This is a genomic window from Pseudomonas sp. RIT-PI-r, assembly GCF_001297015.1.
GTDB lineage: Bacteria > Pseudomonadota > Gammaproteobacteria > Pseudomonadales > Pseudomonadaceae > Aquipseudomonas.
The window spans coordinates 50,762-70,334 of sequence record NZ_LIGE01000003.1 but is presented as its reverse complement, the minus strand read 5'-3'; the positions used below and the strand labels follow the sequence as shown (position 1 = coordinate 70,334).

Here is a 19,573-nt window from a genome sequence, read left to right as displayed (position 1 = left end):
GTCTACTGGAGTAGACATCGTATCGCCCGAATCGACTTGAACTTGCAGATCGTCACGGCAGGTAAGAAGATCTAAAACCGTCCACCATGTCTCCGAACATGTGTCCACCATGTCTCCGGTACATACAGGGAGAGGGCTGGGGTGAGGGTGGCTCAATCTTCAACCCTTATTCCAGCATCTTGCTCAACAACCAACTCCCCGCCGGCCCCGGCGGATACAGCCGCGACCACAACGCATCGACAAACACCGGTTTCGGCCAGCCGCGCACCTTCAACTCCACCAGCAAATCATTGCCAAAGCGCTGCGCCAGCCAACGCGGCAACGGCGCCCAGCCAAAACCTTTCTCGGCCATTTCCAGCAGCATCAAATAACTCGGCGCCGACCACACCCGACCTTTGCCGCGACGGTCATAAGGATTGACGATGGTCGCCAGACGCAATTCGCGATGCTGTTCCAGGATGTGCTGATCAATGTGATCAAGCTTGGCCAGCGCATGGTCGCGATTAACGAACAAGGCAATTTCCGTACGCTCGGCCACCGTCGAGGTGACCAGATCCGGCGGGTAGTTCTCTTGCATTTCAGCGAACGCCAGATGCGCGCGACCACGCTGCACCAACTCGACCAGGTCATCGCATTCGGCGATCAGACATTCCAGCTCCAGATCCGGATAACGCTGCTCAAACCCCACCAGCGCCGCTTCAAAACGGTACGACTGATAAGTATCGGAAATCGCCACCGTCAGCTTCGGCTCGACGCCTTGGGACAACTGCCGCGCAGTCATTTCCAAGCGACTGCTGGCCGCCAGAATCGCCTCGGCGCGTTGCAGCATCACATGCCCGGCCGGAGTCAGCGTCGGTTTGCGGCTGCTGCGATCGAACAGCTGCAGATCCAGATCAATCTCCAGGCTGGCCACCGCCGCGCTGATGGTCGACTGGCTGCGCCCGAGCTTGCGCGCCGCTGCCGAAAACGAACCTTGCGTGGCAGCCTGGACAAATGCCAGCAGCACTTCCTGCGAAATCATCAACTATCGCCTTGATCGATGGTTATTGGTTATGAAGTATCGATGCGAGCATAGATCATGGCAACCATCTTCACTCAAGGACTCAGGTCATGACTGCCCACAAATCCATCACTGAACGTATTTTCCAGGCCATCGGTTTCGAGCTGCTGGCTATTCTGATCTGCACCCCGTTGTTGGCGTGGATCATGCAAAAACCGATGCTTGAAATGGGCGCGGTGACGGTGTTGATCGCCATGCTGGCGCTGGGCTGGAACGTGGTGTTCAACCGCTTCTTCGACCGCATGCTTGCGCGAATGAATGTTGCACACAACGCCTGGGTACGGGTGGTACACGCGTTGCTGTTCGAGGGTGGTTTGATCGTGATGGGCGTGCCGCTGATTGCCTGGTGGCTGTCGGTCAGCCTGTGGCAGGCGTTCTTGCTCGACATCGGCGTGTTGCTGTTTTTCCTGCCGTACACCTATGTGTATCACTGGGGATATGACGTGGTGCGCGAGCGTTTCATGACTCGCAACGCCTGTCAGAACTAACACCGATCCCCGTGTAGGAGCTGCCGCAGGCTGCGATCTTTTGATTTTGTTTTTAAAGACAAGATCAAAAGATCGCAGCCTTCGGCAGCTCCTACAGGCGTTAAATGTTTTCAGTGAAGTTAGAGGAACATGCCCCCGGAGGCCTCAACCCGCTGGCCATTGATCCACTGCGCACCCGGCGACAGCAACAGCGCCAACGCCCCGCCAATGTCATCCGGCTGACCGGCACGACCCAGCGCAGTATTGTCGGCGACCATCGCATTCACTGCCGCATTGTCGCGAACGGTGCCGCCGCCAAAGTCGGTTTCAATCGCACCTGGCGCCAAGGTATTCACGGCAATCTGCCGTGCGCCCAGCTCTTTCGCCTGATAGCGGGTCAGGACTTCAATCGCGCCTTTCATTGCGGCATAAGCGCTGGCGCCGGCAATGGTGAAACGCGCTAGACCACTGGAAATGTTGATGATCCGTCCGCCGTCGTTGATCAGTGGCAAGAGTTGCTGGGTCAGGAAGAACGGCCCTTTGAGGTGCACATTCATCAGCAGGTCGAATTGCTCGACGGTGGTCTCGGCGAAACCGGCATGCAAGCCGACCCCGGCGTTGTTGATCAGGAAATCAAAGCGCTGGCGGTCGAAGGTCTGCTGTAACGCTTGCTCAACACGTGTAGCGAAATCGGCAAAGCTCTCGCTACGGCCAACGTCCAGCTGGAGCATCACGGCTTTGCCGCCGAGAGCCTGCACTTCGGCGACCAGCGCCTGGGCTTCATCGGCGCGGCTGTTGTAGGTGCCAATGATGTCGATGCCTTGCGCGGCGAGGTGCAGTGCAGCGTTTTTGCCCAGGCCACGACTGGCGCCAGTGATCAATGCGATTTTGCGATTCATGGTTTTTCCTCGATTGCCGTGAGTGATCAGGTGATGGATCAAAGTTTATTTATCCGCCCTGTGGTGATAAACAGGCTGAATCCGGAATCACTGATCGGTTAAACCGAACAATCAATAGGTGGCCCATGAACAAACTGGAACTGCTGCGCACCTTCGTCCGGGTCAGCGAACTGTCGAGTTTCACTCTCGCCGGCGAAAGCCTTGGACTGCCCCGCTCAACGGTGTCCGAACACGTGCAAGCGCTGGAAGCCCTGCTCGGCACGCGCCTGTTGCAACGCACCACGCGCAAGGTGCAGGCGACTCAGGACGGTCTGGTGCTGTACGAACGCAGCAAGGATCTGCTCTCGCACATGGACGAGATCGAAGGCTTGTTTCGACAGGACGAAGCGTCGCTGACCGGGCGCATTCGTGTCGACCTGCCGAACATTCTCGCGCGGCGCCTGGTCATGCCGCGCCTGCCGCAGTTCATGGATCGGCACCCGCATCTGGAACTGGAAATCAGCAGCACCGACCGCCGCGTCGACTTGCTCAGCGAAGGGTTCGATTGCGTGGTGAGGATTGGCGCGCAGCCGGATCAATCGGTGGTCGCGCGGCACCTCGGTGACTTCCCCATGGTCAATTGCGCCAGCCCCGCTTACCTCGAACGCTACGGTGTGCCGCAGTCGCTGGAAGATCTCGCGCAGCATCGACTGGTGCATTACGTCGGCGTGCTCGGTTCGCGTTCGGAAGGGTTTGTGTACGAGGAGGGCGGCCAGGTGAAACGCTTGCCGATGGCAGGCAGCATTACGGTCAACAGCACTGACGCTTACGAGTCGGCGTGCCTCGGCGGCTTCGGTCTGACTCAGGTGCCGCGCACCGGCATGCAACCGCATCTGGAAAACGGCGAATTGGTCACCGTGTTGCCGCAATTCACCGCGCCGGCGATGGGCATTTCATTGCTGTATGCGCGGCAGCGGCATTTGCCGTTGCGGGTGCGGGTGTTCATGGATTGGCTGGGCGATCTGATTCGCTCTGCGCTCTAAACCTGAACACCGGTCAAAACTGTAGGAGTGAGCCTGCTCGCGATAGCGGTGTGTCAGTTTAATCAATGTTGACTGATACACCGCTATCGCGAGCAGGCTCACTCCTACAGGGGACTTTCTTCGGTCAGAAGATCTGGGTGAACAGCCAGTAGAGACTGCCCGACAGCAGGATCGCCGCCGGCAGCGTCAGCACCCACGCCATCAACAGATTACGGATGGTCTTCATCTGCAACCCACCACCATTGGCAACCATGGTCCCGGCCACACCCGAGGACAACACGTGCGTGGTCGACACCGGCAAACCAAACATGTCCGCCGCGCCGATGGTCAGCATCGCCACGGTTTCCGCCGACGCACCCTGCGCATACGTCAGGTGAGTCTTGCCGATCTTCTCGCCGACCGTCACCACAATCCGCTTCCAGCCGACCATGGTGCCCAGCCCCAGCGCGATGGCCACGGCGATCTTCACCCACAGCGGAATAAACCGCGTAGCGTTGTCGATCTGTTGCTTGAACAGTTGCAGTTTGCTGCTGGTATCAGCGTCGAAATTGCCGACCTTGTTCTTGTCCATCAGGCGAATGCTTTCGCTGGCCAGGTACATGTCGTTACGCACGTTGCCCATGGCTTCGGCCGGGACTTTCGCCAGCGAGCCGTAGCCTCTGACTTCTTCGCCAATATGCCCGGTGAGAGCGGCAAGGGCCGGGATCAGTTGCGGCGTGGCTTCCTTGCTGCGCACGTAATCGGAAAGGACTGCACGCGGATCGGCCGGCGTCGGCAGCGGCGCACTTTTCACCAGTGCTTGCTGGGTGACCTGCGCCACAGCGGCGAACTGCAGCGATTGCTCTTCGGGCATGGTGCGGTTCAAGGCATAAGCCATCGGCAGCGTGCCGACCAGAATCAACATGATCAGGCCCATGCCTTTCTGGCCGTCGTTGGAGCCGTGGGCGAAGGACACACCGGTGCACGTGGCGATCAGCAAACCACGAATCCACCACGGCGGCGGAGTGTTGCCTTCCGGTGCTTTATAGAGCGAGCGATTCTTCACGAACGCACGCAGCGCCAACAGCAACAGCGCCGCACAACCGAACCCCACAAGGGGCGACAGCAGCAAGGCGTAACCAATCTTGGTCGCCTGCGCCCAGTCGACACCGCTGGTGCCGTCGCGGCCGTGCATCAAGGCATTGGCCACACCGACGCCGATGATCGAACCGATCAACGTGTGCGACGACGAGGCCGGCAACCCCAGCCACCAAGTGCCGAGGTTCCACAGGATCGCCGCGATCAGCAGGGCGAAAATCATCGCGAAACCGGCAGACGATCCCACCTGCAAAATCAGCTCTACCGGCAGCAAGGCGATGATGCCGAACGCCACCGCGCCACTCGATAACAACACGCCGAGAAAGTTGAAGAAGCCCGACCAGACCACCGCGACATTCGGTGGCAGCGAGTGGGTGTAAATCACCGTCGCGACGGCGTTGGCGGTGTCGTGGAAGCCGTTGACGAACTCGAAACCCAGGGCAATCAGCAGCGCTACGCCGAGCAGCAGGAATGGCGTCCAGGTGGTCACCACCGTGCCGAGTTCGTGCATGTCGTGCATCAGGCTATAGGCGGTGAACAGCATTCCCAGCGCCAGCACGGCGAAAAAGATCACGTAGGTGAACGGGGCGGTTTTCTTGTCGAGGGCCGGCCTGCCGCTGGCGGCGGACGCGGGGCTGGCGGTCAGGGAGGGAGTAGCCATGGCAGGACAATCCTGAGCGAGGGAAGGAATGTCGCCCATGATCGTTGCAGAATGTTACAGAGAGACTGCGCCATGTCAGTGTTTGGCTGAATAGCCCAACCGTCGGTCTCCTGCTCGTTCCCACGCTCCGCGTGGGAATGCCGCCCGGGACGCTCCGCGTCCCTGTGACGCAGAGCGTCACTTGATGCATTCCCACGCAGAGCGTGGGAACGAGCAGGAGACGTCAATAATCCCCGCGCTTGCGAAACGCCCAACGCCCGGCGATCACGGTGAACGTCGCCACCAGCGCGACCAATATCCAGAACCCTTCCGGATCCTGCGACAACGGCACCCCGCCGACATTCATCCCGAAAAAACCGGCAATGATGTTGATCGGCAACGCCAGCACCGTCACCACCGTCAGGGTAAACAGCGTGCGGTTGCTCTGTTCGTTGAGGTTGGCGGCGATCTCTTCCTGCAACAGTTTGATCCGCTCGCCGAGCGCGGTGAGATCGTTGATGATCAGCGCAAACTCCTCGGTGGATTTGCGCAGCTCCTTGACGTCTTCCTTCTGCAACCACGGCGGCGGGCGATTGAGCAGGCGCAGCAACGAACCCCGTTCCAGCGCCAACAGCCGTTGCAGACGCACCAGCACCCGCCGGTTTGCACCGAGTTCAGCGCGGTTGGTCGACAGTCGCGAGGAGAGCAATTCGTCCTCGACCTGGTCAACGCTCATGCTCGTTTTACGGACGATCTGCGTGAGCACTTCGCCCTGATCGCGCAGCAGGTGCACGAGCAGTTCCGAGGGCGAACGAAAGCGTTCGCCGGCCTTCACTGACGAGCGCAATTTGTCCACCGAATGCAGCGGTTGCAGACGCGCACTGACGATCAGTTTGCTGCGCACGCAGACCCACAGCGTCGATACGTCCGAGGAGACCATGCTGCTGAGGTTGAATACCACATCGTTGACCACCGCCAGCAACGCCGAATCGACATGCTCGATGCGCGTCGAACGCGAGCCTTCGTGCAGCGCCTCGAAAAACTCTTCGGGCAATTGCAGATGACTTTTCATCCAGCGCTCGCACGCCGCGTGCGCCAGATTGAGATGCAGCCAGAGAAACTCTCCGTTCTCGTTATCGTCTTGCAGGCAACGCAGGGCAGTCGCCGAATCGACTTCGCGGCCACGCTCGCCAGGCAAAAAACGAAAACCGTAGAGCAAGCCAAACAGGTCAGGATCGCGATGGCTGATGTCGAGGCTGTGGTTCATGGCGGCTCGCTGCGAGGAGGGTGCGTCGGTCGCGCAAATGGCAGGTTCACTGAGCCGCATCATCGCACTGTCACATGACGTTTATGTGACAGCAAAGTGACGTCAAATCAGCGACTTACCGGCAGTCGGATTTTCTTCAAGAAGCGCTCTGGCGCGCCGATCACAGGTGCGTTAGGTTGCGCGCCATTGGCCATGAACCAAGGCTCGCCGACATGGATGTCCGGCAAAATTTCACGCCTCACCGGGCGTGCCTCATCCTTGTCCTGAGTATCTTTCGATGCTGCAAAAATCCCTGAGAGCGCAAATTCTCGCCCTGCTGAGCGGCAGTCTGCTGGCGATGCTGTTGATCGCCCTGGCCTGTTTTCATTTCCTCTCCAACGGCGTGCAAAGCTACAGCCAGTTGATCGCCGGTCCGTTGCACACCTCGCAACTGATCGACGAAGCCAACCTGCAATTCAAGGTGCAGGTGCAGGAATGGAAAAACGTTCTGCTGCGCGGCAAGCAACCGGCGGATCTGAGCAAATACTGGGGTCAGTTCGAAGACCGCCAGCGTGATGTGCAGACCATTCTCGGTGAACTGGCCAGCCAGAAAGGCATCGAACCGAGCCTGAAATCACGCATCGAACGCCTGCGCGAAGAGCACCGTCAATTGGGTAGCGCTTATCAGAAGGGCCGCGATGCCTACGTGGCTGCCGGTGGTGATCCGGCGGCGGGTGATGCAGCGGTCAAAGGTGTTGACCGTGCCGCGAGTGATCAGATGAGCGAACTGGTCGCCGAATTGCGCAAGCAAGGCACCGCGCAGTCGGCGCTGATCAGTGCCGAGGCTGATCGCACCGTGTGGCTGGGGCTGCTGGTGATGCTTGCGTCGGCCCTGTTGATTGGCCTGTTGAGCCTGTGGCTGGTCAACCGCAATCTGGTCGAGCCGATCCGCAAACTGATCGATTACGTCACCCAATTGAGTCGCGGCAAATTGGCTGAACGCGTGGTCAGCGACCGTCAGGATGAGCTGGGCAACCTCGCTGCCGCCGCCAATACCTTGCGTGATTTTCTCGCCGAAACCTTCACTCGTCTGCAGCGCAGCGCGGCGGATCTGGACAGCGCCAGCGGCGAGCTTAACGCCATCGCGACGACCATGGCCGGTGGTACCAACGAGCAGTTCAACCGCACCGATCAGGTGGCCACGGCGATGAACGAAATGTCCGCCACTGCCCAGGAAGTGGCGCGTCATGCCGCCGATGCCGCACGGGCGGCCGACGATGCCGACCAGTCCGCCCAACAAGGTGAGAAGGTCATGCAGAGCACCATCCACTCGATCACGCAGATGCGCGGCGAAATCGCCAACACCGCCACGGTGATTCGTCGTCTGGAAGCCGACAGCGGTCGTATCGGCAAAGTGCTGGAAGTGATTCGCGGCATTGCCGAACAGACCAACCTGCTGGCGCTCAACGCTGCGATCGAAGCGGCGCGCGCCGGCGAGGCCGGGCGTGGTTTTGCGGTGGTCGCCGATGAAGTGCGCAACCTCGCGCAGCGCACCGCCGAGTCGATCATTGAGATCAACCAGATCATTCAGAGCGTGCAGACCGGCGCGGTGGACGCGGCGCAAGCCATCGACAGCGGCCAGACGCGCAGCGATGAAAGCGTTGAGCAAGTGACTCAGGCCGGCGCGATGCTGGAGCGCATCACCCACGCCGTGGAAGCGATCCGCGACATGAACCGGCAGATCGCCACGGCCGCCGAAGAGCAGACCGCGGTGGCGGAAGACATCTCGCGCAACCTCACCGAGATCACCTCGATCGCCAGCACCAACCTCGACAATGTGCAGCGCACTGAAAGCGCCAGCCAGAACCTGCATGGTCTGTCCGGGCAACTGAACGAAGTCACTGCACGCCTGAGCGCCTGAGCGCCTGACGCTACTGACCGTGTACCGGTTCGGATACCGAGTCGGTACACAGTCGATCTCAAATTGAAGCTGCTGTGGTCGATGACCGGTTATCTATAACCGGCATTGGAGCCTTTCCATGGTCAGCATCACTTCTGTTTCGATCAATCAGACCGTCACCACACCTTCGAGCAAAACCGCGATCAGCGACGTCGGTGACGATACCTCGACCACGGCAGCCGCCAGCACTGGCGTGAAAGCGGACACCAGCAAAGTCGCTGCGGGCGGCGGTGCGACGCCGACGGGTGACAGCGATTCCAGCAGTGAAGAATCGGATTCGGTGAAAGAACTGCGCAAGCAGATCGCCGAGCGGCAGAAGCAGGTGCAGGAGGAGCAGCAAGCGTTGCAAGCGGCGCAGGCGAAGCAGGAAAATTCTGATGCGAAGGTCGCCGAAGTGGCTGCCGCACAAGCGCAGATCACCGCCACCTCGGCGTCCCTGTCAACTGCTACCGCCTCGCTGTTGCAGGCGTTGCAGGACTCCGACTCGAGCACCTCGGGTTCGCTGGTCAGCACCTCGGCGTGATGCCCTTTCCCCTCACCCTAGCCCTCTCCCAAGGGAGAGGGGACTGACCGTGGTGACTATTCGAGGTACGCTGACTTGAAATATCGAGGCGCACTCAGGTCCTTGGTGTTTTCTTGTCGGCTGCAAGTTTGCGAGTCGAACTCAGGCCTTGAATGGCCCCCGATCGGCTTTCTATTCCCTCACCCTAGCCCTCTCCCAGAGGGAGAGGGGACTGACCGTGATGACTATTTGAGGTACGCCAACCTGAAATATCGAGGCGCACTGGGGCTTTGAAAGGACCCCGATCGGCTCCCTTTCCCCTCGCCCCCTTGGGGGAGAGGGCTGGGGTGAGGGGGAGAAAATCTCACTGACAACACATCAACCAAGCCAAACACCAGACACAAAAAAGCCGCACGATTTTTCAATCGTGCGGCTTTTGGTGGTGCGTTCAATCAAGTGTCTTGCTTGTTGCTCAACACCTTGCCAGTGGTCGCATCAAAGTCCACATCGAACTCTTTGCCGTCAGCCGTCTTCAGCTCAACTTCGTACTCATAACCGTTGAAGTGGTTATCCAGATCCGTGTCAGTGATGGTCGCACCCGGATGCAGTTTCAGCGCTTCGGCGTTCATCGACTCCAGCGACTTGATCTTGCCCGACTTAACCAGTTCAGGAATCTGGTCAACGCGAACATCAGCCTGGGCCAGGCCAGCGGTAAGAGTCAGGGCAGCGGCGGTAAACAGGGCAGTCAAAGTTTTCATCGGTTCATTCCTTGGTTGATTCGTTTAAGTGGCCTCAGGTTAACCAGCGCAACTTAACTCACCCTTAAAACCCTGCACCCAAACAAAACGGGCAAGCCATGCACCGGCACAGAACCTGTGGGAGCGTAGCTTGCCCGCGATGAAGGCGCCTCGATTTCAGATCAGAAACCGTTGTTCTTCAACACCTGATCAACACTGGCCGATGCCGGGCGTTTATAGAACTTCAACAGCTCGCTGGCGCGGTTGGTGAAGATACCGTCAACGCCTGCGGCCATGACTTTCTCGAAGTCCACTGGCTCGTCGACGGTGTAGACGTGCACCAGCATGCCCTGATCATGGGTGTATTTGTTCATCCACGGTTGCACCAGATCCGAATAGCTCTGGTCACCGCCCTTGGTCAGCTTCGCCGAAGGGCCGGTGCCGATTGCACCCTGGGCCTTGGCGTAATCCACCCATTGCTTGAACTCAGCTTCGGACTTCGGCTCCTGCTTGCCGTAGAAAACGTTTTTGTCCTTCTCGCCGGACTCGGCAAAGGTCACCTTGGATTTCGGCTCGATGCTGCCGGCGCCCACCCACAGCAACAGGATCTTCGGCACTTGCGGCATTTCCTTTTGCAGCAGTTCGAGGCTGTTTTTCTCGAAGGTCTGCAGGATCACCTTGCCTTTGCCCTGACCCACGCCCAGCGCGCTTTTCGCCAGTTTCGAACCGGCCGGACTCAGCCAGCCGCGATCCTGCAGTTTTTCTTTCAGGTCATGTTCGATGCCCGGGAACAGTTGCGGCTCTTTGGTCTCGATGTACAGGCCCGGCTTGTGTTGTGGATTGGCCTGGGCGATGTCGATGATTTCATCGAGGGTGAGAATTTTCAGCCCAGCGTAGGACGGGCGGGCGCGGTCCGGGTATTTGGTGTTGAACCAACTGCCGGCGTCGAGGGTTTTCAGTTCGGCCATGGTGAAGGCCGTGGCCGGGCTGTCCTTGCGCTCAGGGAACTTGGTGGCGACGTCGGTGGTGCGTTGCAGGTTGTCGTCATGCAGGGCGAAGAGCACGCCGTCCTTGCTGCGCTGCAAATCCATTTCCAGATAATCGGCGCCCAGATCCCGGGCCAGTCGGTAGGACGCAGCGGTAGATTCCGGTGCATCGAAGGAAGCGCCACGGTGGGCGATCACCGCTGGGTGCGGAATACCGTGCGTTGCAGCGACTGCGTCGGGGTCCGTCTGAGTCGCGGCGTGCGCCTGACCGAGGCCGAGCAGCAGGCTCAGGACCAGAGCGCTTTTGGTGAAAGTGGCGGGCATGTTCGAGTTCCTTTCGCAGGGCATTTTCAAAGACGTACCTTTTAACAACTGAATCGATTGCGTGCTATCGCAGGACCGACATAAACGTATTAAAAGCGATTTTTCCTGCACTTTTGTGGCGCGGTTTGCAGTACGCTTGCCCACGGCAGACGCTCCGGCAGAGGGCGCGCCGCTCCGTTGCCCTGCGTGTAAACCATCGATCATTTTTCGTGAGGTTTACCATGCGCATCACCTCCCAACTCATCTGCCAGGCAGCCGACGACCTCAAGGGTTTTGTCGGCCTCAATCGCAAGACCGGTCAGTACATCGTGCGTTTCAGCGAAGATTCGTTTGGCATGGACGTGGCCGATGACGGCATTATTCCTGTGAATGAATTCGTCTGGGTGCCGGCGACGGCGCAGACCATGACGCTTAAACGCGACTTGATTCAGTTGTTGCTGGATCAGCATATCGATGACCGGATCAACATCACCGAGCCGTTGCGCGTTTATATGAGCAAGGTTGAAGTGCCGGAGATTGTCGCGTTGCGCAGTCTGGTGCGTGGCTGAAGTTATGCTGTGAGGGTGAGGGCCTCTTCGCGAGCAGGCTCGCTCCCACATGGGAACCGTGGTGTTCACAAATCCCCTGTGGGAGCGAGCCTGCTCGCGAAAGCGGCCGTCAATGCGCCGCCATTTTATTGCCCGAACCGATACTCACGCTCAACCCGACACACTCGCGTATGAAACGCCGAATACCATTGCGAACGCCCACGCGCTTGAATCAGCTGATGCTCAGGATTTCGCCGCCACGCCAGAATCGCCGCTTCGCTGTCCCAATACGACACCGTAATCCCGACGCCATCGGCCCCTCGAACCGACTCCACCCCAAGAAACCCCGGCTGCTCACTGACCAACGCAGCCATGCGCTCGGCCGCCTCGGCATAGCCGTTGTCACCTTCGGTTCGGGTCGAAGTAAAAATCACCGCAAAGCAATCAGTCATCAACGTGACTCCCCACAAGCTTCAACAAACGCGCGCACCAGCGGCGGCATCAACCCTTTAAGCGCCGCACGTTCCGGTTGAAATAGCGTGGCGACAAAGAACCGGTGATCCTTGAGTTCAATCGCGCGTAAATCCCCTGACGAATCATGACCGACAGCGTGTAGCCGATCGCTCAGCAGTTGCTGTTCGAACAGCGGATTCACACCGAAGCGGCAGCGATAACCTTCACGAATTTGCGACGTTTCGTACGCCTTGGCGATCAACGAACCGGGCACCAGGTAAATGCTGTCCACCACTTCGACCAGCGAACACGTCAACGGCGTGAGTACCGCGCGTTCAGAGTCGGGCGATGTTTCACCGTGTACCGCATCCACCCAGCCCAGCACGTTGCGGGAAAATTCCAGCACCGCATGCTGAAAACCGCCGCAGGTGCCGAGGAAAGGGCGCTGCTGTTCGCGGGCAAAACGGATCGCGCGCAATGCGCCGGCTTCACTCTTGTAAGGGCTGGCGGGTACGCACCAGAAACCGTCGAACCGCTCGAGCGGCGTATCGGCGTGGATCTGCTCGGTGGGCAACCATTCGAATTGCACGTTGCGGTTGAGGTGTTCGGCGACCAGCCCGAGGGCGACGGGAATGGCTTGGTGTGCGGTGACCTGCGGGTCGTAATCGCCGATCAGGGCGATACGGATGGCGCTGTTTTCCATGGGGGTTCCCTGCGCTTGTTGATTGATGGCACTCACTATAGATTGGCGTTCACGCACTCAATATGGGCGTTTCCCCAAGTGATCAATGCAGCCGCGCACTATCAACTCGACTACCCCGACCTGGCCCTGATTCTTGCCTTGGTGCGTGGCGGCTCTCTGGCTCGGGCTTCGCAGTTGTTGAAAGTCGATGTGTCGACGGTGTTTCGTGCCGTGCGCCGTCTCGAAGCTGCACTCGGCCAGCAACTGTTCGAAAAAAGCCGCGCCGGGTATCTGCCGACAACCCTCGCGCAGACGCTGGCCGAGCAAGCCGAACGCGCTGAACAGGCATTGGAGGCGGCGCGGATCGGCGTGGAGCAGGGCGGTGAAGTGGTCAGCGGCACGGTGCGTCTGACCTGTACCGATTCGGTGTTGCAGAGTTTGCTGCTGCCGGCGCTGGCGCAGTTCATGCCCCAATACCCAGCGCTGACTATCGAACTGAGCACCTCCAACGATTTCGCCAACCTCAGTCGCCGCGATGCTGACATCGCCCTGCGCCTGACGCGTACACCGCCCGAGCATCTGGTCGGACGGCAACTCGCGAAGATTTCCTACCGGGTCTGCGCCAGTTCGCGTTATCTGCAGAACGTCGATGCGGCGGATCTGGCCGCGCCGACCTGGATCGCCCCGGACGACTTTCTCCCCGACCACCCAACCATCGCCTGGCGTCGGCAACACCTGCCCGGTGTGACTCCGGGCTATCGCTGCAACAGCATGCTGTCGGTCACCGAACTGGTTCGCGCAGGCCTCGGCGTGGCGGCGTTACCGGACTTTCTGATCACCGACGGTTTGCAGGCATTAAGCGAACCGCTGCACGGTTACGACACCGCGCTGTGGCTGCTGACGCGCCCGGATTGCCGGGCGTTGCGCTCGGTGGTGACACTGTTCGATGAGTTGGGGCGGGCGCTGCGTTTATCGTGATCAGCGCTGCGGGTTCTGGCGCATGTGATCGTGCAGCTCGCTGGTCAGGCTGGCGATACGTTCAGTGAGGTTTTTGGTCATCTCGGTGAGGCGGGTGTTCTGCTCCAGCAGTTCAAGCAGTTGCGCGGTGTTCTTCGCCGCTTGGGCCAGACGCTCGGTATTGGCCTGTGCCAACGCTTCACGGTGTTGCGCGTCGGCATCGGCTTGCGCCTTGTCGCGGGCGGCCTGACGGGTTTGTGCGAGCAAAATCAGCGGCGCGGCGTAGGCCGATTGCAGGCTGAAGGCGAGGTTCAACAGGATGAACGGGTAGACGTCGAAGGTGGTTACGCCAAACACGTTCAGACTGACCCACAACAACACGATCAACGTCTGCGCGCCGAGAAACATTGGCGTGCCGAAGAACCGCGCAAACGCCTCGGCGCGCAGGGCGAAGGTGTCGTTGCCGAAGGTGGTGTTGAGGTGGGCGTGGGGGCGGTGGAAGCGCAGGTGATCGACGGGAGCGGATTCCGGTGTTGCGGGTTTTTCAGTGGTCATGGTGCACTCGGCAGGGCGTGGGGCGTGTGGTCACTATAGCCCTGCGTTATGGCGACCGGCCCCTTCGCGAGCAAGCTCGCTCCCACAGGTATTCGGGGTGTTCACAAACATTGTGATCAACCTAACCCCTGTGGGAGCGAGCCTGCTCGCGAAGGCGACGACGCGGTCTAACTGCTTTGCACAAGGCTTAACCCGGCGCCCGCTCATTGGCAAACATACTCACCGCATCCACCGCCTCACTGGCGCCATCGCGAATCTGCAGAATCACCGTCCCCGCCTGATTCGCCAATTCGACGCCTTCAGCCGCGCGACCCCGGGTGCCCTCCATGCTCTTGATGGCCTGGCGGGTCTCGTTCTGGATCAGGCTGATCATGCTGGAAATTTCCGCCGTCGAGCCGCTGGTACGCCCCGCGAGCAATCGCACCTCGTCGGCGACCACGGCAAATCCGCGACCTTGTTCACCGGCGCGCGCGGCTTCAATCGCAGCGTTAAGCGCCAGCAGATTGGTCTGGTCGGCAATCGCGCGGATGGTGTTGACGATGGCGGTGATCTGCTCGGAGCGCTCACCCAGTTGCGCAATCAACGTCGACGATTCGGCAATGTCCTCGGCGATTTCGCGCATTTCGCTGGCGGCTTGCTGGATCACCTGCGTACCTTGCTCGGCGACTTTTCGCGTGGCCACCGAGATGTGATAAGCGGCGCTGGCACTGCGTGCGTCCTGCTCGTGTTGCTCGACGCGGGCGGTCACGTCGGAGGCGAATTTCACCACTTTGCACAAGCGTCCGGCAGCGTCGTATACCGGGTTGTAGTTGGCTTCGAGCCACACCGTTTGCCCGCGTTTATCCACGCGTTCGAACTGACCCTGGAAAAGCTCTCCCTGGTTCAAGCGCCGCCAGAAATCCTCATAAGCACTGCTGTTGACCAGTGCCGGGGTGCAGAACAAACGGTGATGTTTGCCTTTCAGCTCGGCGAGGGTGTAACCCATGCGCGTCAGAAAATTCTGATTGGCCGTGAGAATACTGCCGTCGAGGTTGAATTCGATGACCGCCATTGCCCGGTCAATCGCCTGCAACTTGGCGTTGGCCTCACTTTCCTGCTGCACCTTGGCGGTCACGTCCATGGCGTACTTGACCACTTTCACCACACGGCCCGAGGCATCCTTGATCGGGTTGTAACTGGCTTCCAGCCAGATCGGCTGACCCTTGCCGTCGACCCGTTCAAACGTACCGGACTGAAACTGGCCGTTTTTCAGGCGAGACCACAAATCAGTGTACTGAGCACTACGGCCGAACTCTGGTGTGCAAAAGCGCCGATGCGGTTGGCCGATCGCTTGTTCGGCGGTGTAACCCATGGTCTTGAGAAAGTTTTCATTGGCGCGCAGCACCACGCCATCGAGGTCGAACTCGATCACCGCCATCGAGCGATTGATCGCATCGAGCAGGCCCGCTTGTTCGGTGAGGGTGCGCTGAAGATCGTCGATGACGGACTTATGGCGATTGAAGAACATGTTCGCAGTACTCAGGAAGTGGGGAGGATCGAGGTTTCAGTCCCTATTTCCGCGCCGGCAGCCCGAATGCGCGGACGGCATTCGGAAATGACTGCTCAATGCCAGTATTCCTTAGCTGGCAGATGGCTACTTATACAAAACTTCATAAAGTTGTACAAGAAAGTAATTATTTGTAATTTTGTATAACTTTTTAAGCGCCGGCGTTGTCCGTCTCGGTACGGCTCAAGGCTACGTTGATAGTGTTGCGGCCCTTATGTTTGGCGGTGTACAGCGCTTTGTCGGCATCGTCCAGCCAGTCGAGGGCATCCTTGTACAAGAGCTGATACCGCGCCAGACCGATACTCAGACCCACTCGCAAGTCTGGCACCTGCGGATGACGATATTGCTGCAATGCCTGGCGCAATTGCTCCATCAGCGCTTCAGCCTTGTTCAGCGGCAGTGTCGGCAGGATCACACAGAACTCGTCACCGCCGTAGCGCCCGGCCAACTGGTGCTGATCGAGCAGGCGTTTGAGGTCATGACTCAATTGCCACAGCACTGCATCGCCGACGATGTGCCCGAAGCTGTCGTTGATTGCCTTGAAGTGATCAATGTCGATCAACGCCAGGGTGGCTTGGCTGTTGTGTTGGCGGCACTGCTGAAATTTCAGGTGCAGCAGGTCTTTCCAGGCGCCGTGGTTGAGCAGGCCGGTGAGGCTGTCGGTACGGCTGAGGGCGCTCAGTGCGCGTTTGTGTTGGGAGAGTTTGATCGCCAGGCGATAACAGACCATGCCCAGCGCCAGCGGATACAAGGTGAGCATCGGCAGGCAGGCCCAGACTTGCTCCTGTGTCATCGTCAGGCTGAATTGGACACCAAAGATCATCCAGCCCAGCAATACGCCGGCGAGTTGGGCGAGGGCGCCGAACACGAACAACCGATAGCCACCGGCGGCGACATTGTTCATGGTCATCATCGACAGGATGGTCACGGTGGTCAGCGGACTGAACTGAAAACATGCCGCCCAGAATCCACCGCACAGCGAGTCATACACCAGGTTGCGGCGTTCAGCCTGATACGGGAACGCCGAGCGAGTAGAAATCTGATAAGCCAGATGTGGCCAGGCGAACCCGTTGAACAACAACAGCGCCCAAACCCAGCCGGGCATGTTCAGCGGATACAACGCAGCCCCGACGCTGAAAAAACCGATCCCCAGACCGATAGCCCGGGGAAGGTAAATGCGCCGGGCGAATGACAAGCCTTTGCCGCGTTGGTTTTCCATGATGCCCTGCGTGAAATTCATCCTGAAATACTTTGCAGTATTTTTTCAGGCAGACCGTCCGTCGGTCGATTGTCGGACATTGTCATTTATTCCAACGCGAATAATCAGTGTCCTTCCGAGCCATTTAATCGAGGAGGGGTGCAGGAGAAGGGCGAGTTAGAGCTGATAACGCGCCAAAAACATCTCCAGCGCCGATTCGGCGACGGTGTGCTGCATGTCGTCATCGAGCGCGGCGCGGCCCATCGACATTTGCGGCCAGAAGCCAAAAGTCTTCAGCAGCCCTTGCAACTGGTGCGCGGCAAACTCCGGATCGACCGGTTTCAAGCGGCCATCGGCCTGTGCGGCACGAATCCATACGGTCAGACCTTCCTCGCGCTCGCCCATGCGCTCGACCATGTTCTGCGCGCGCTCCGGCGAATGGATGGTGGCGGCAATCGCCACTCGTGCCAGGGTTAGAAAGTTCTCGTCGGCCATCAGTTGCACTTTGGCCTGGAGCATTTGCCGTAACTGCTCGCTCAGTGGCTGATCGCGGTTATAGAGGACCGTTTGCTCGGCGCTGATCCGTGTCCATAACTGGTTGAGAATTTCGGCGAACAGCTCTTCTTTGCTGGGGAAATGGTTATACACCGTGCGCTTGGATACACCGGCGGTAGCGGCAATTTTGTCCATGCTGGTGATCTCGAATCCGTGGGCACGGAATTCGGCAATCGCCGCCTGGATAATGGCTTCGCGTTTACGGTCGGTGAGGCGCTGTGGAGCTGTCATAAGTACGCTTCGGCAGAGAAAAGATGAAATTACACTTGGCAGTTTACTTGTCATCCGCTTTGATGCAACCTAGAAACTACACCGGTCAGTGTAATGTTGCGTTAATCCTCGCAATCTAAAAACCAGACAGTTCGGCCTATGCGTGCAGCTTTGGCCATTTATCGTCCCATCGTGGAAAAACCGTGAATTGCGCGGTTTTTCTGGAGTCATTCAGTCATGGCCAATCCAGTTTCGATCCCGGATAACACATCCACGCCTGAAGCCTCGCGGCAGAATCAGGGGCTGTTTCGCAACCACGCACCTGTGCAACGCGAAGGCCTGCGCAAGATGCTGCGGATCATGTGGAACATGATTTTCCACAAACCGCGCAACACCCGGCCCGCCGCGCCTATTCCGGTGCAGGCATTGACCCGGGAAGAACTGCTGGCAGCGCCCAATCACAGCGTCTATCGACTCGGTCACTCGACCTTGTTGCTGAAACTGCGCGACAAATTCTTCATCACCGACCCGGTCTTCGCCGAGCGCGCCTCGCCAGTGCAATGGGCCGGGCCGAAACGTTTCCACCAGCCACCGATCAGCATCGATCAGTTGCCGCCGATCGAAGCGGTGATTCTGTCGCACAACCACTACGACCACCTCGATTACGCGGCGGTGCTCAAACTCGCGGCCAAGACCACTTACTTCCTGACCCCGCTGGGCGTTGGCGACACCCTGGTCAAATGGGGCATCGATGCCAGCAAGGTCCGCCAGTACGATTGGTGGCAGGGCGCCGAGATTGCCGGCATCCGTTTCGTCGCCACACCGTCTCAGCACTTTTCCGGCCGTGGCCTGTTCGATGGCAACAGCTCCCTGTGGGCGTCCTGGGTGATGATCGACGGCGACACCCGAATCTTCTTCAGCGGCGACAGCGGTTATTTCGACGGCTTCAAACGCATCGGCGAACAGTACGGCCCGTTCGACCTGACCCTGATGGAAACCGGCGCCTACAACGTCGAATGGCCGCACGTACACATGCAGCCCGAAGAAACCCTGCAAGCGCACATCGACCTCAAAGGCCGCTGGCTCTTCCCGATCCACAACGGCACCTTCGACCTGGCGATGCACGCGTGGCACGAACCATTTGACCGGATTCTGGCACTGGCGTGGGAACGCAGTATTTCCATTACCACGCCGCAAATGGGTGAGGCGTTTAACATCGCTCAACCGCAACGCGGGGAGGCGTGGTGGTTGGCGGTTGAAGGGGAGAGTGAGGGTGTGGTGCAGAACGCCTGATCAGATGAAGACGGTTCGCGCCTAAGGGGGCGAACCGGTTGCTCCAGAAACAAGCCCTGAAATCTTACGGCTGTAATCAGCCATAGTAGTAACCGACACTTCTCGAAATTTTCCACGAAGTAATTGCTGCAGGTTCTCCAGAGGTATTCCCAGTCTTTGTGCGGCTTCAGATTCGCTTATGTCGGTGGACTCGATGAGCGAGATCAATTTGGTCGCGTACTCGGACTTGAGCAGCATCTCGCCTGCATGCTCAAGCTCTAAATCTTGATAAACATTGCCTGTGCTTTCTTCGATCTCGCTCATGTTTTTATCCTTACTCAGCCATCGCAAAATCCCCACGCCCCATCGCTTCCGACGACACGCCCTGAACACTCGCACTACGCCCCGGCGCAAACCCGGGAAAGAACACCAGCCCCTGCGCCTCGAACCGGTAAGCGAGGGCCAGTCGCGCTGCATCCGCGACATCCTGCTGTGCTTCAAACCGATGAATGTCTTCAACCGAAACCTCAGCCTCCCGCGATAGCTGTTCCACGCTCCAGCCCAGCATCGCTCGGGCCTGGACGCAGTGCGTCGGGGTGAACTGGAAAAGGGCAATGCGTTCGAGGATGTGGTTCATCGCAAGAGAGGCCATGGTGTACTCCGGGCTCAAGAGTGCTGATTGAAAATGTACTGTGTTT

Annotated in this window: 21 protein-coding genes and 3 pseudogenes; 8 read left to right on the top strand and 16 right to left on the bottom strand. The window is 59.0% G+C overall.

Annotation, left to right across the window (positions count from 1 at the left end; all coding sequences use genetic code 11):
• Positions 1-166 precede the first annotated feature (166 nt).
• On the bottom strand, positions 167-1,021 hold the full coding sequence (locus AK821_RS00350; protein WP_064387618.1) for a LysR family transcriptional regulator: 855 nt from the start codon (positions 1,019-1,021) through the stop codon (positions 167-169).
• 89 nt (positions 1,022-1,110) lie between these two features.
• Here AK821_RS00350 and AK821_RS00345 point away from each other — a divergent pair, with 89 nt between their 5' ends.
• Positions 1,111-1,548, top strand: a complete 438-nt coding sequence (locus tag AK821_RS00345) for a multidrug/biocide efflux PACE transporter (protein WP_064387617.1) — start codon at positions 1,111-1,113, stop codon at positions 1,546-1,548.
• 119 nt (positions 1,549-1,667) lie between these two features.
• Here the strand turns inward: AK821_RS00345 and AK821_RS00340 are convergent, their stop codons facing one another.
• Positions 1,668-2,426, bottom strand: a complete 759-nt coding sequence (locus AK821_RS00340) for an SDR family NAD(P)-dependent oxidoreductase (protein ID WP_064387616.1) — start codon at positions 2,424-2,426, stop codon at positions 1,668-1,670.
• 125 nt (positions 2,427-2,551) lie between these two features.
• On the opposite strand from AK821_RS00340, the gene AK821_RS00335 reads away from it, so the two are divergent.
• Positions 2,552-3,448: a LysR family transcriptional regulator gene (locus tag AK821_RS00335; protein WP_064387615.1), complete on the top strand. Its 897-nt coding sequence runs from the start codon at positions 2,552-2,554 to the stop codon at positions 3,446-3,448.
• Between the two features lie 124 nt (positions 3,449-3,572).
• Here the strand turns inward: AK821_RS00335 and AK821_RS00330 are convergent, their stop codons facing one another.
• From AK821_RS00330 to AK821_RS31125, 3 genes are all read right to left on the bottom strand, one after another.
• Positions 3,573-5,186 carry an inorganic phosphate transporter gene (locus AK821_RS00330; RefSeq protein ID WP_064387614.1) on the bottom strand — a complete coding sequence of 538 codons (1,614 nt, stop codon included), beginning with the start codon at positions 5,184-5,186 and terminating at the stop codon, positions 3,573-3,575.
• 223 nt (positions 5,187-5,409) lie between these two features.
• A complete protein-coding gene (locus AK821_RS00325) occupies positions 5,410-6,432 on the bottom strand; it encodes a transporter (protein ID WP_064387613.1) in 1,023 nt (340 codons plus the stop codon).
• 107 nt (positions 6,433-6,539) lie between these two features.
• Positions 6,540-6,674 (bottom strand): hypothetical protein, encoded by a 135-nt coding sequence (locus AK821_RS31125; protein WP_256585424.1) that lies wholly within the window; start codon positions 6,672-6,674, stop codon positions 6,540-6,542.
• A 35-nt stretch (positions 6,675-6,709) separates the two neighbouring features.
• Here AK821_RS31125 and AK821_RS31235 point away from each other — a divergent pair.
• The 3 genes and pseudogenes from AK821_RS31235 to AK821_RS00315 all read left to right on the top strand — a co-directional run.
• Positions 6,710-7,399, top strand: a pseudogene (locus AK821_RS31235) (methyl-accepting chemotaxis protein); the annotation flags it as partial.
• Positions 7,400-7,564: 165 nt separating this feature from the next.
• The gene (locus tag AK821_RS31230) at positions 7,565-8,332 is read left to right on the top strand and encodes a methyl-accepting chemotaxis protein (protein ID WP_442965566.1); all 768 of its coding nucleotides are present in this window, start codon (positions 7,565-7,567) and stop codon (positions 8,330-8,332) included.
• A gap of 118 nt (positions 8,333-8,450) precedes the next feature.
• A complete protein-coding gene (locus tag AK821_RS00315) occupies positions 8,451-8,894 on the top strand; it encodes a hypothetical protein (protein ID WP_064387611.1) in 444 nt (147 codons plus the stop codon).
• 431 nt (positions 8,895-9,325) lie between these two features.
• Here the strand turns inward: AK821_RS00315 and AK821_RS00310 are convergent, their stop codons facing one another.
• Together AK821_RS00310 and AK821_RS00305 are read right to left on the bottom strand one after the other, a co-directional pair.
• On the bottom strand, positions 9,326-9,631 hold the full coding sequence (locus AK821_RS00310) for a PepSY domain-containing protein (protein ID WP_007917758.1): 306 nt from the start codon (positions 9,629-9,631) through the stop codon (positions 9,326-9,328).
• A 161-nt stretch (positions 9,632-9,792) separates the two neighbouring features.
• Positions 9,793-10,920: a glycerophosphodiester phosphodiesterase gene (locus AK821_RS00305; protein WP_064387610.1), complete on the bottom strand. Its 1,128-nt coding sequence runs from the start codon at positions 10,918-10,920 to the stop codon at positions 9,793-9,795.
• A gap of 221 nt (positions 10,921-11,141) precedes the next feature.
• Here AK821_RS00305 and AK821_RS00300 point away from each other — a divergent pair, with 221 nt between their 5' ends.
• Positions 11,142-11,468, top strand: a complete 327-nt coding sequence (locus AK821_RS00300; protein ID WP_064387609.1) for a DUF2025 family protein — start codon at positions 11,142-11,144, stop codon at positions 11,466-11,468.
• A 125-nt stretch (positions 11,469-11,593) separates the two neighbouring features.
• Here the strand turns inward: AK821_RS00300 and AK821_RS00295 are convergent, their stop codons facing one another.
• Together AK821_RS00295 and AK821_RS00290 are read right to left on the bottom strand one after the other, a co-directional pair.
• Positions 11,594-11,899, bottom strand: a complete 306-nt coding sequence (locus tag AK821_RS00295; protein WP_064387608.1) for an antibiotic biosynthesis monooxygenase family protein — start codon at positions 11,897-11,899, stop codon at positions 11,594-11,596.
• Positions 11,899-12,603 (bottom strand): CTP synthase C-terminal region-related (seleno)protein, encoded by a 705-nt coding sequence (locus AK821_RS00290; RefSeq protein ID WP_064387607.1) that lies wholly within the window; start codon positions 12,601-12,603, stop codon positions 11,899-11,901. Before AK821_RS00290 ends, AK821_RS00295 begins: the two co-directional genes overlap by 1 nt.
• A gap of 15 nt (positions 12,604-12,618) precedes the next feature.
• Here AK821_RS00290 and AK821_RS00285 point away from each other — a divergent pair, with 15 nt between their 5' ends.
• Positions 12,619-13,560, top strand: coding sequence for a LysR family transcriptional regulator (locus AK821_RS00285; RefSeq protein ID WP_082355397.1), 942 nt, complete (start codon positions 12,619-12,621; stop codon positions 13,558-13,560).
• Here the strand turns inward: AK821_RS00285 and AK821_RS00280 are convergent, their stop codons facing one another.
• From AK821_RS00280 to AK821_RS00265, 5 genes and pseudogenes are all read right to left on the bottom strand, one after another.
• On the bottom strand, positions 13,561-14,094 hold the full coding sequence (locus AK821_RS00280; protein WP_064387605.1) for a DUF1003 domain-containing protein: 534 nt from the start codon (positions 14,092-14,094) through the stop codon (positions 13,561-13,563). It abuts the gene before it with no gap.
• A 187-nt stretch (positions 14,095-14,281) separates the two neighbouring features.
• Positions 14,282-14,719, bottom strand: a pseudogene (locus AK821_RS31225) (methyl-accepting chemotaxis protein); the annotation flags it as partial.
• A 108-nt stretch (positions 14,720-14,827) separates the two neighbouring features.
• Positions 14,828-15,511, bottom strand: a pseudogene (locus tag AK821_RS31220) (PAS domain-containing protein); the annotation flags it as partial.
• A gap of 280 nt (positions 15,512-15,791) precedes the next feature.
• The gene (locus AK821_RS00270; RefSeq protein WP_064387621.1) at positions 15,792-16,859 is read right to left on the bottom strand and encodes a diguanylate cyclase; all 1,068 of its coding nucleotides are present in this window, start codon (positions 16,857-16,859) and stop codon (positions 15,792-15,794) included.
• Between the two features lie 156 nt (positions 16,860-17,015).
• Positions 17,016-17,624 (bottom strand): TetR/AcrR family transcriptional regulator, encoded by a 609-nt coding sequence (locus tag AK821_RS00265; RefSeq protein WP_064387603.1) that lies wholly within the window; start codon positions 17,622-17,624, stop codon positions 17,016-17,018.
• A gap of 216 nt (positions 17,625-17,840) precedes the next feature.
• Between AK821_RS00265 and AK821_RS00260 the strand changes: the two genes are divergently transcribed.
• Complete coding sequence (locus AK821_RS00260; RefSeq protein ID WP_064387602.1) at positions 17,841-18,896, top strand: MBL fold metallo-hydrolase; 1,056 nt, start codon at positions 17,841-17,843, stop codon at positions 18,894-18,896.
• Positions 18,897-18,917: 21 nt separating this feature from the next.
• On the opposite strand, the gene AK821_RS00255 is transcribed toward AK821_RS00260, so the two are convergent.
• Entirely contained in the window at positions 18,918-19,199 is a 282-nt protein-coding gene (locus AK821_RS00255; protein WP_064387601.1) for a helix-turn-helix domain-containing protein, read from the bottom strand.
• A gap of 10 nt (positions 19,200-19,209) precedes the next feature.
• Positions 19,210-19,527 carry a hypothetical protein gene (locus AK821_RS00250; RefSeq protein WP_064387600.1) on the bottom strand — a complete coding sequence of 106 codons (318 nt, stop codon included), beginning with the start codon at positions 19,525-19,527 and terminating at the stop codon, positions 19,210-19,212.
• Between the last annotated feature and the right edge of the window lie 46 nt (positions 19,528-19,573).

Bases quoted from the DNA above. Each gene is read 5' to 3' on its own strand.
- AK821_RS00325 (WP_064387613.1), bottom strand. From the start codon at position 6,432: ATGAACCACAGCCTCGACATCAGCCATCGCGATCCTGACCTGTTTGGC.
- AK821_RS00345 (WP_064387617.1), top strand. From the start codon at position 1,111: ATGACTGCCCACAAATCCATCACTGAACGTATTTTCCAGGCCATCGGT.
- AK821_RS00260 (WP_064387602.1), top strand. From the start codon at position 17,841: ATGGCCAATCCAGTTTCGATCCCGGATAACACATCCACGCCTGAAGCC.
- AK821_RS00330 (WP_064387614.1), bottom strand. From the start codon at position 5,186: ATGGCTACTCCCTCCCTGACCGCCAGCCCCGCGTCCGCCGCCAGCGGC.
- AK821_RS00300 (WP_064387609.1), top strand. From the start codon at position 11,142: ATGCGCATCACCTCCCAACTCATCTGCCAGGCAGCCGACGACCTCAAG.
- AK821_RS00280 (WP_064387605.1), bottom strand. From the start codon at position 14,094: ATGACCACTGAAAAACCCGCAACACCGGAATCCGCTCCCGTCGATCAC.
- AK821_RS31230 (WP_442965566.1), top strand. From the start codon at position 7,565: ATGGCCGGTGGTACCAACGAGCAGTTCAACCGCACCGATCAGGTGGCC.
- AK821_RS00340 (WP_064387616.1), bottom strand. From the start codon at position 2,426: ATGAATCGCAAAATCGCATTGATCACTGGCGCCAGTCGTGGCCTGGGC.
- AK821_RS00310 (WP_007917758.1), bottom strand. From the start codon at position 9,631: ATGAAAACTTTGACTGCCCTGTTTACCGCCGCTGCCCTGACTCTTACC.
- AK821_RS00350 (WP_064387618.1), bottom strand. From the start codon at position 1,021: ATGATTTCGCAGGAAGTGCTGCTGGCATTTGTCCAGGCTGCCACGCAA.
- AK821_RS00305 (WP_064387610.1), bottom strand. From the start codon at position 10,920: ATGCCCGCCACTTTCACCAAAAGCGCTCTGGTCCTGAGCCTGCTGCTC.
- AK821_RS00295 (WP_064387608.1), bottom strand. From the start codon at position 11,899: ATGACTGATTGCTTTGCGGTGATTTTTACTTCGACCCGAACCGAAGGT.
- AK821_RS00335 (WP_064387615.1), top strand. From the start codon at position 2,552: ATGAACAAACTGGAACTGCTGCGCACCTTCGTCCGGGTCAGCGAACTG.
- AK821_RS00250 (WP_064387600.1), bottom strand. From the start codon at position 19,527: ATGGCCTCTCTTGCGATGAACCACATCCTCGAACGCATTGCCCTTTTC.
- AK821_RS00290 (WP_064387607.1), bottom strand. From the start codon at position 12,603: ATGGAAAACAGCGCCATCCGTATCGCCCTGATCGGCGATTACGACCCG.
- AK821_RS00255 (WP_064387601.1), bottom strand. From the start codon at position 19,199: ATGAGCGAGATCGAAGAAAGCACAGGCAATGTTTATCAAGATTTAGAG.
- AK821_RS00315 (WP_064387611.1), top strand. From the start codon at position 8,451: ATGGTCAGCATCACTTCTGTTTCGATCAATCAGACCGTCACCACACCT.
- AK821_RS00265 (WP_064387603.1), bottom strand. From the start codon at position 17,624: ATGACAGCTCCACAGCGCCTCACCGACCGTAAACGCGAAGCCATTATC.
- AK821_RS00270 (WP_064387621.1), bottom strand. From the start codon at position 16,859: ATGGAAAACCAACGCGGCAAAGGCTTGTCATTCGCCCGGCGCATTTAC.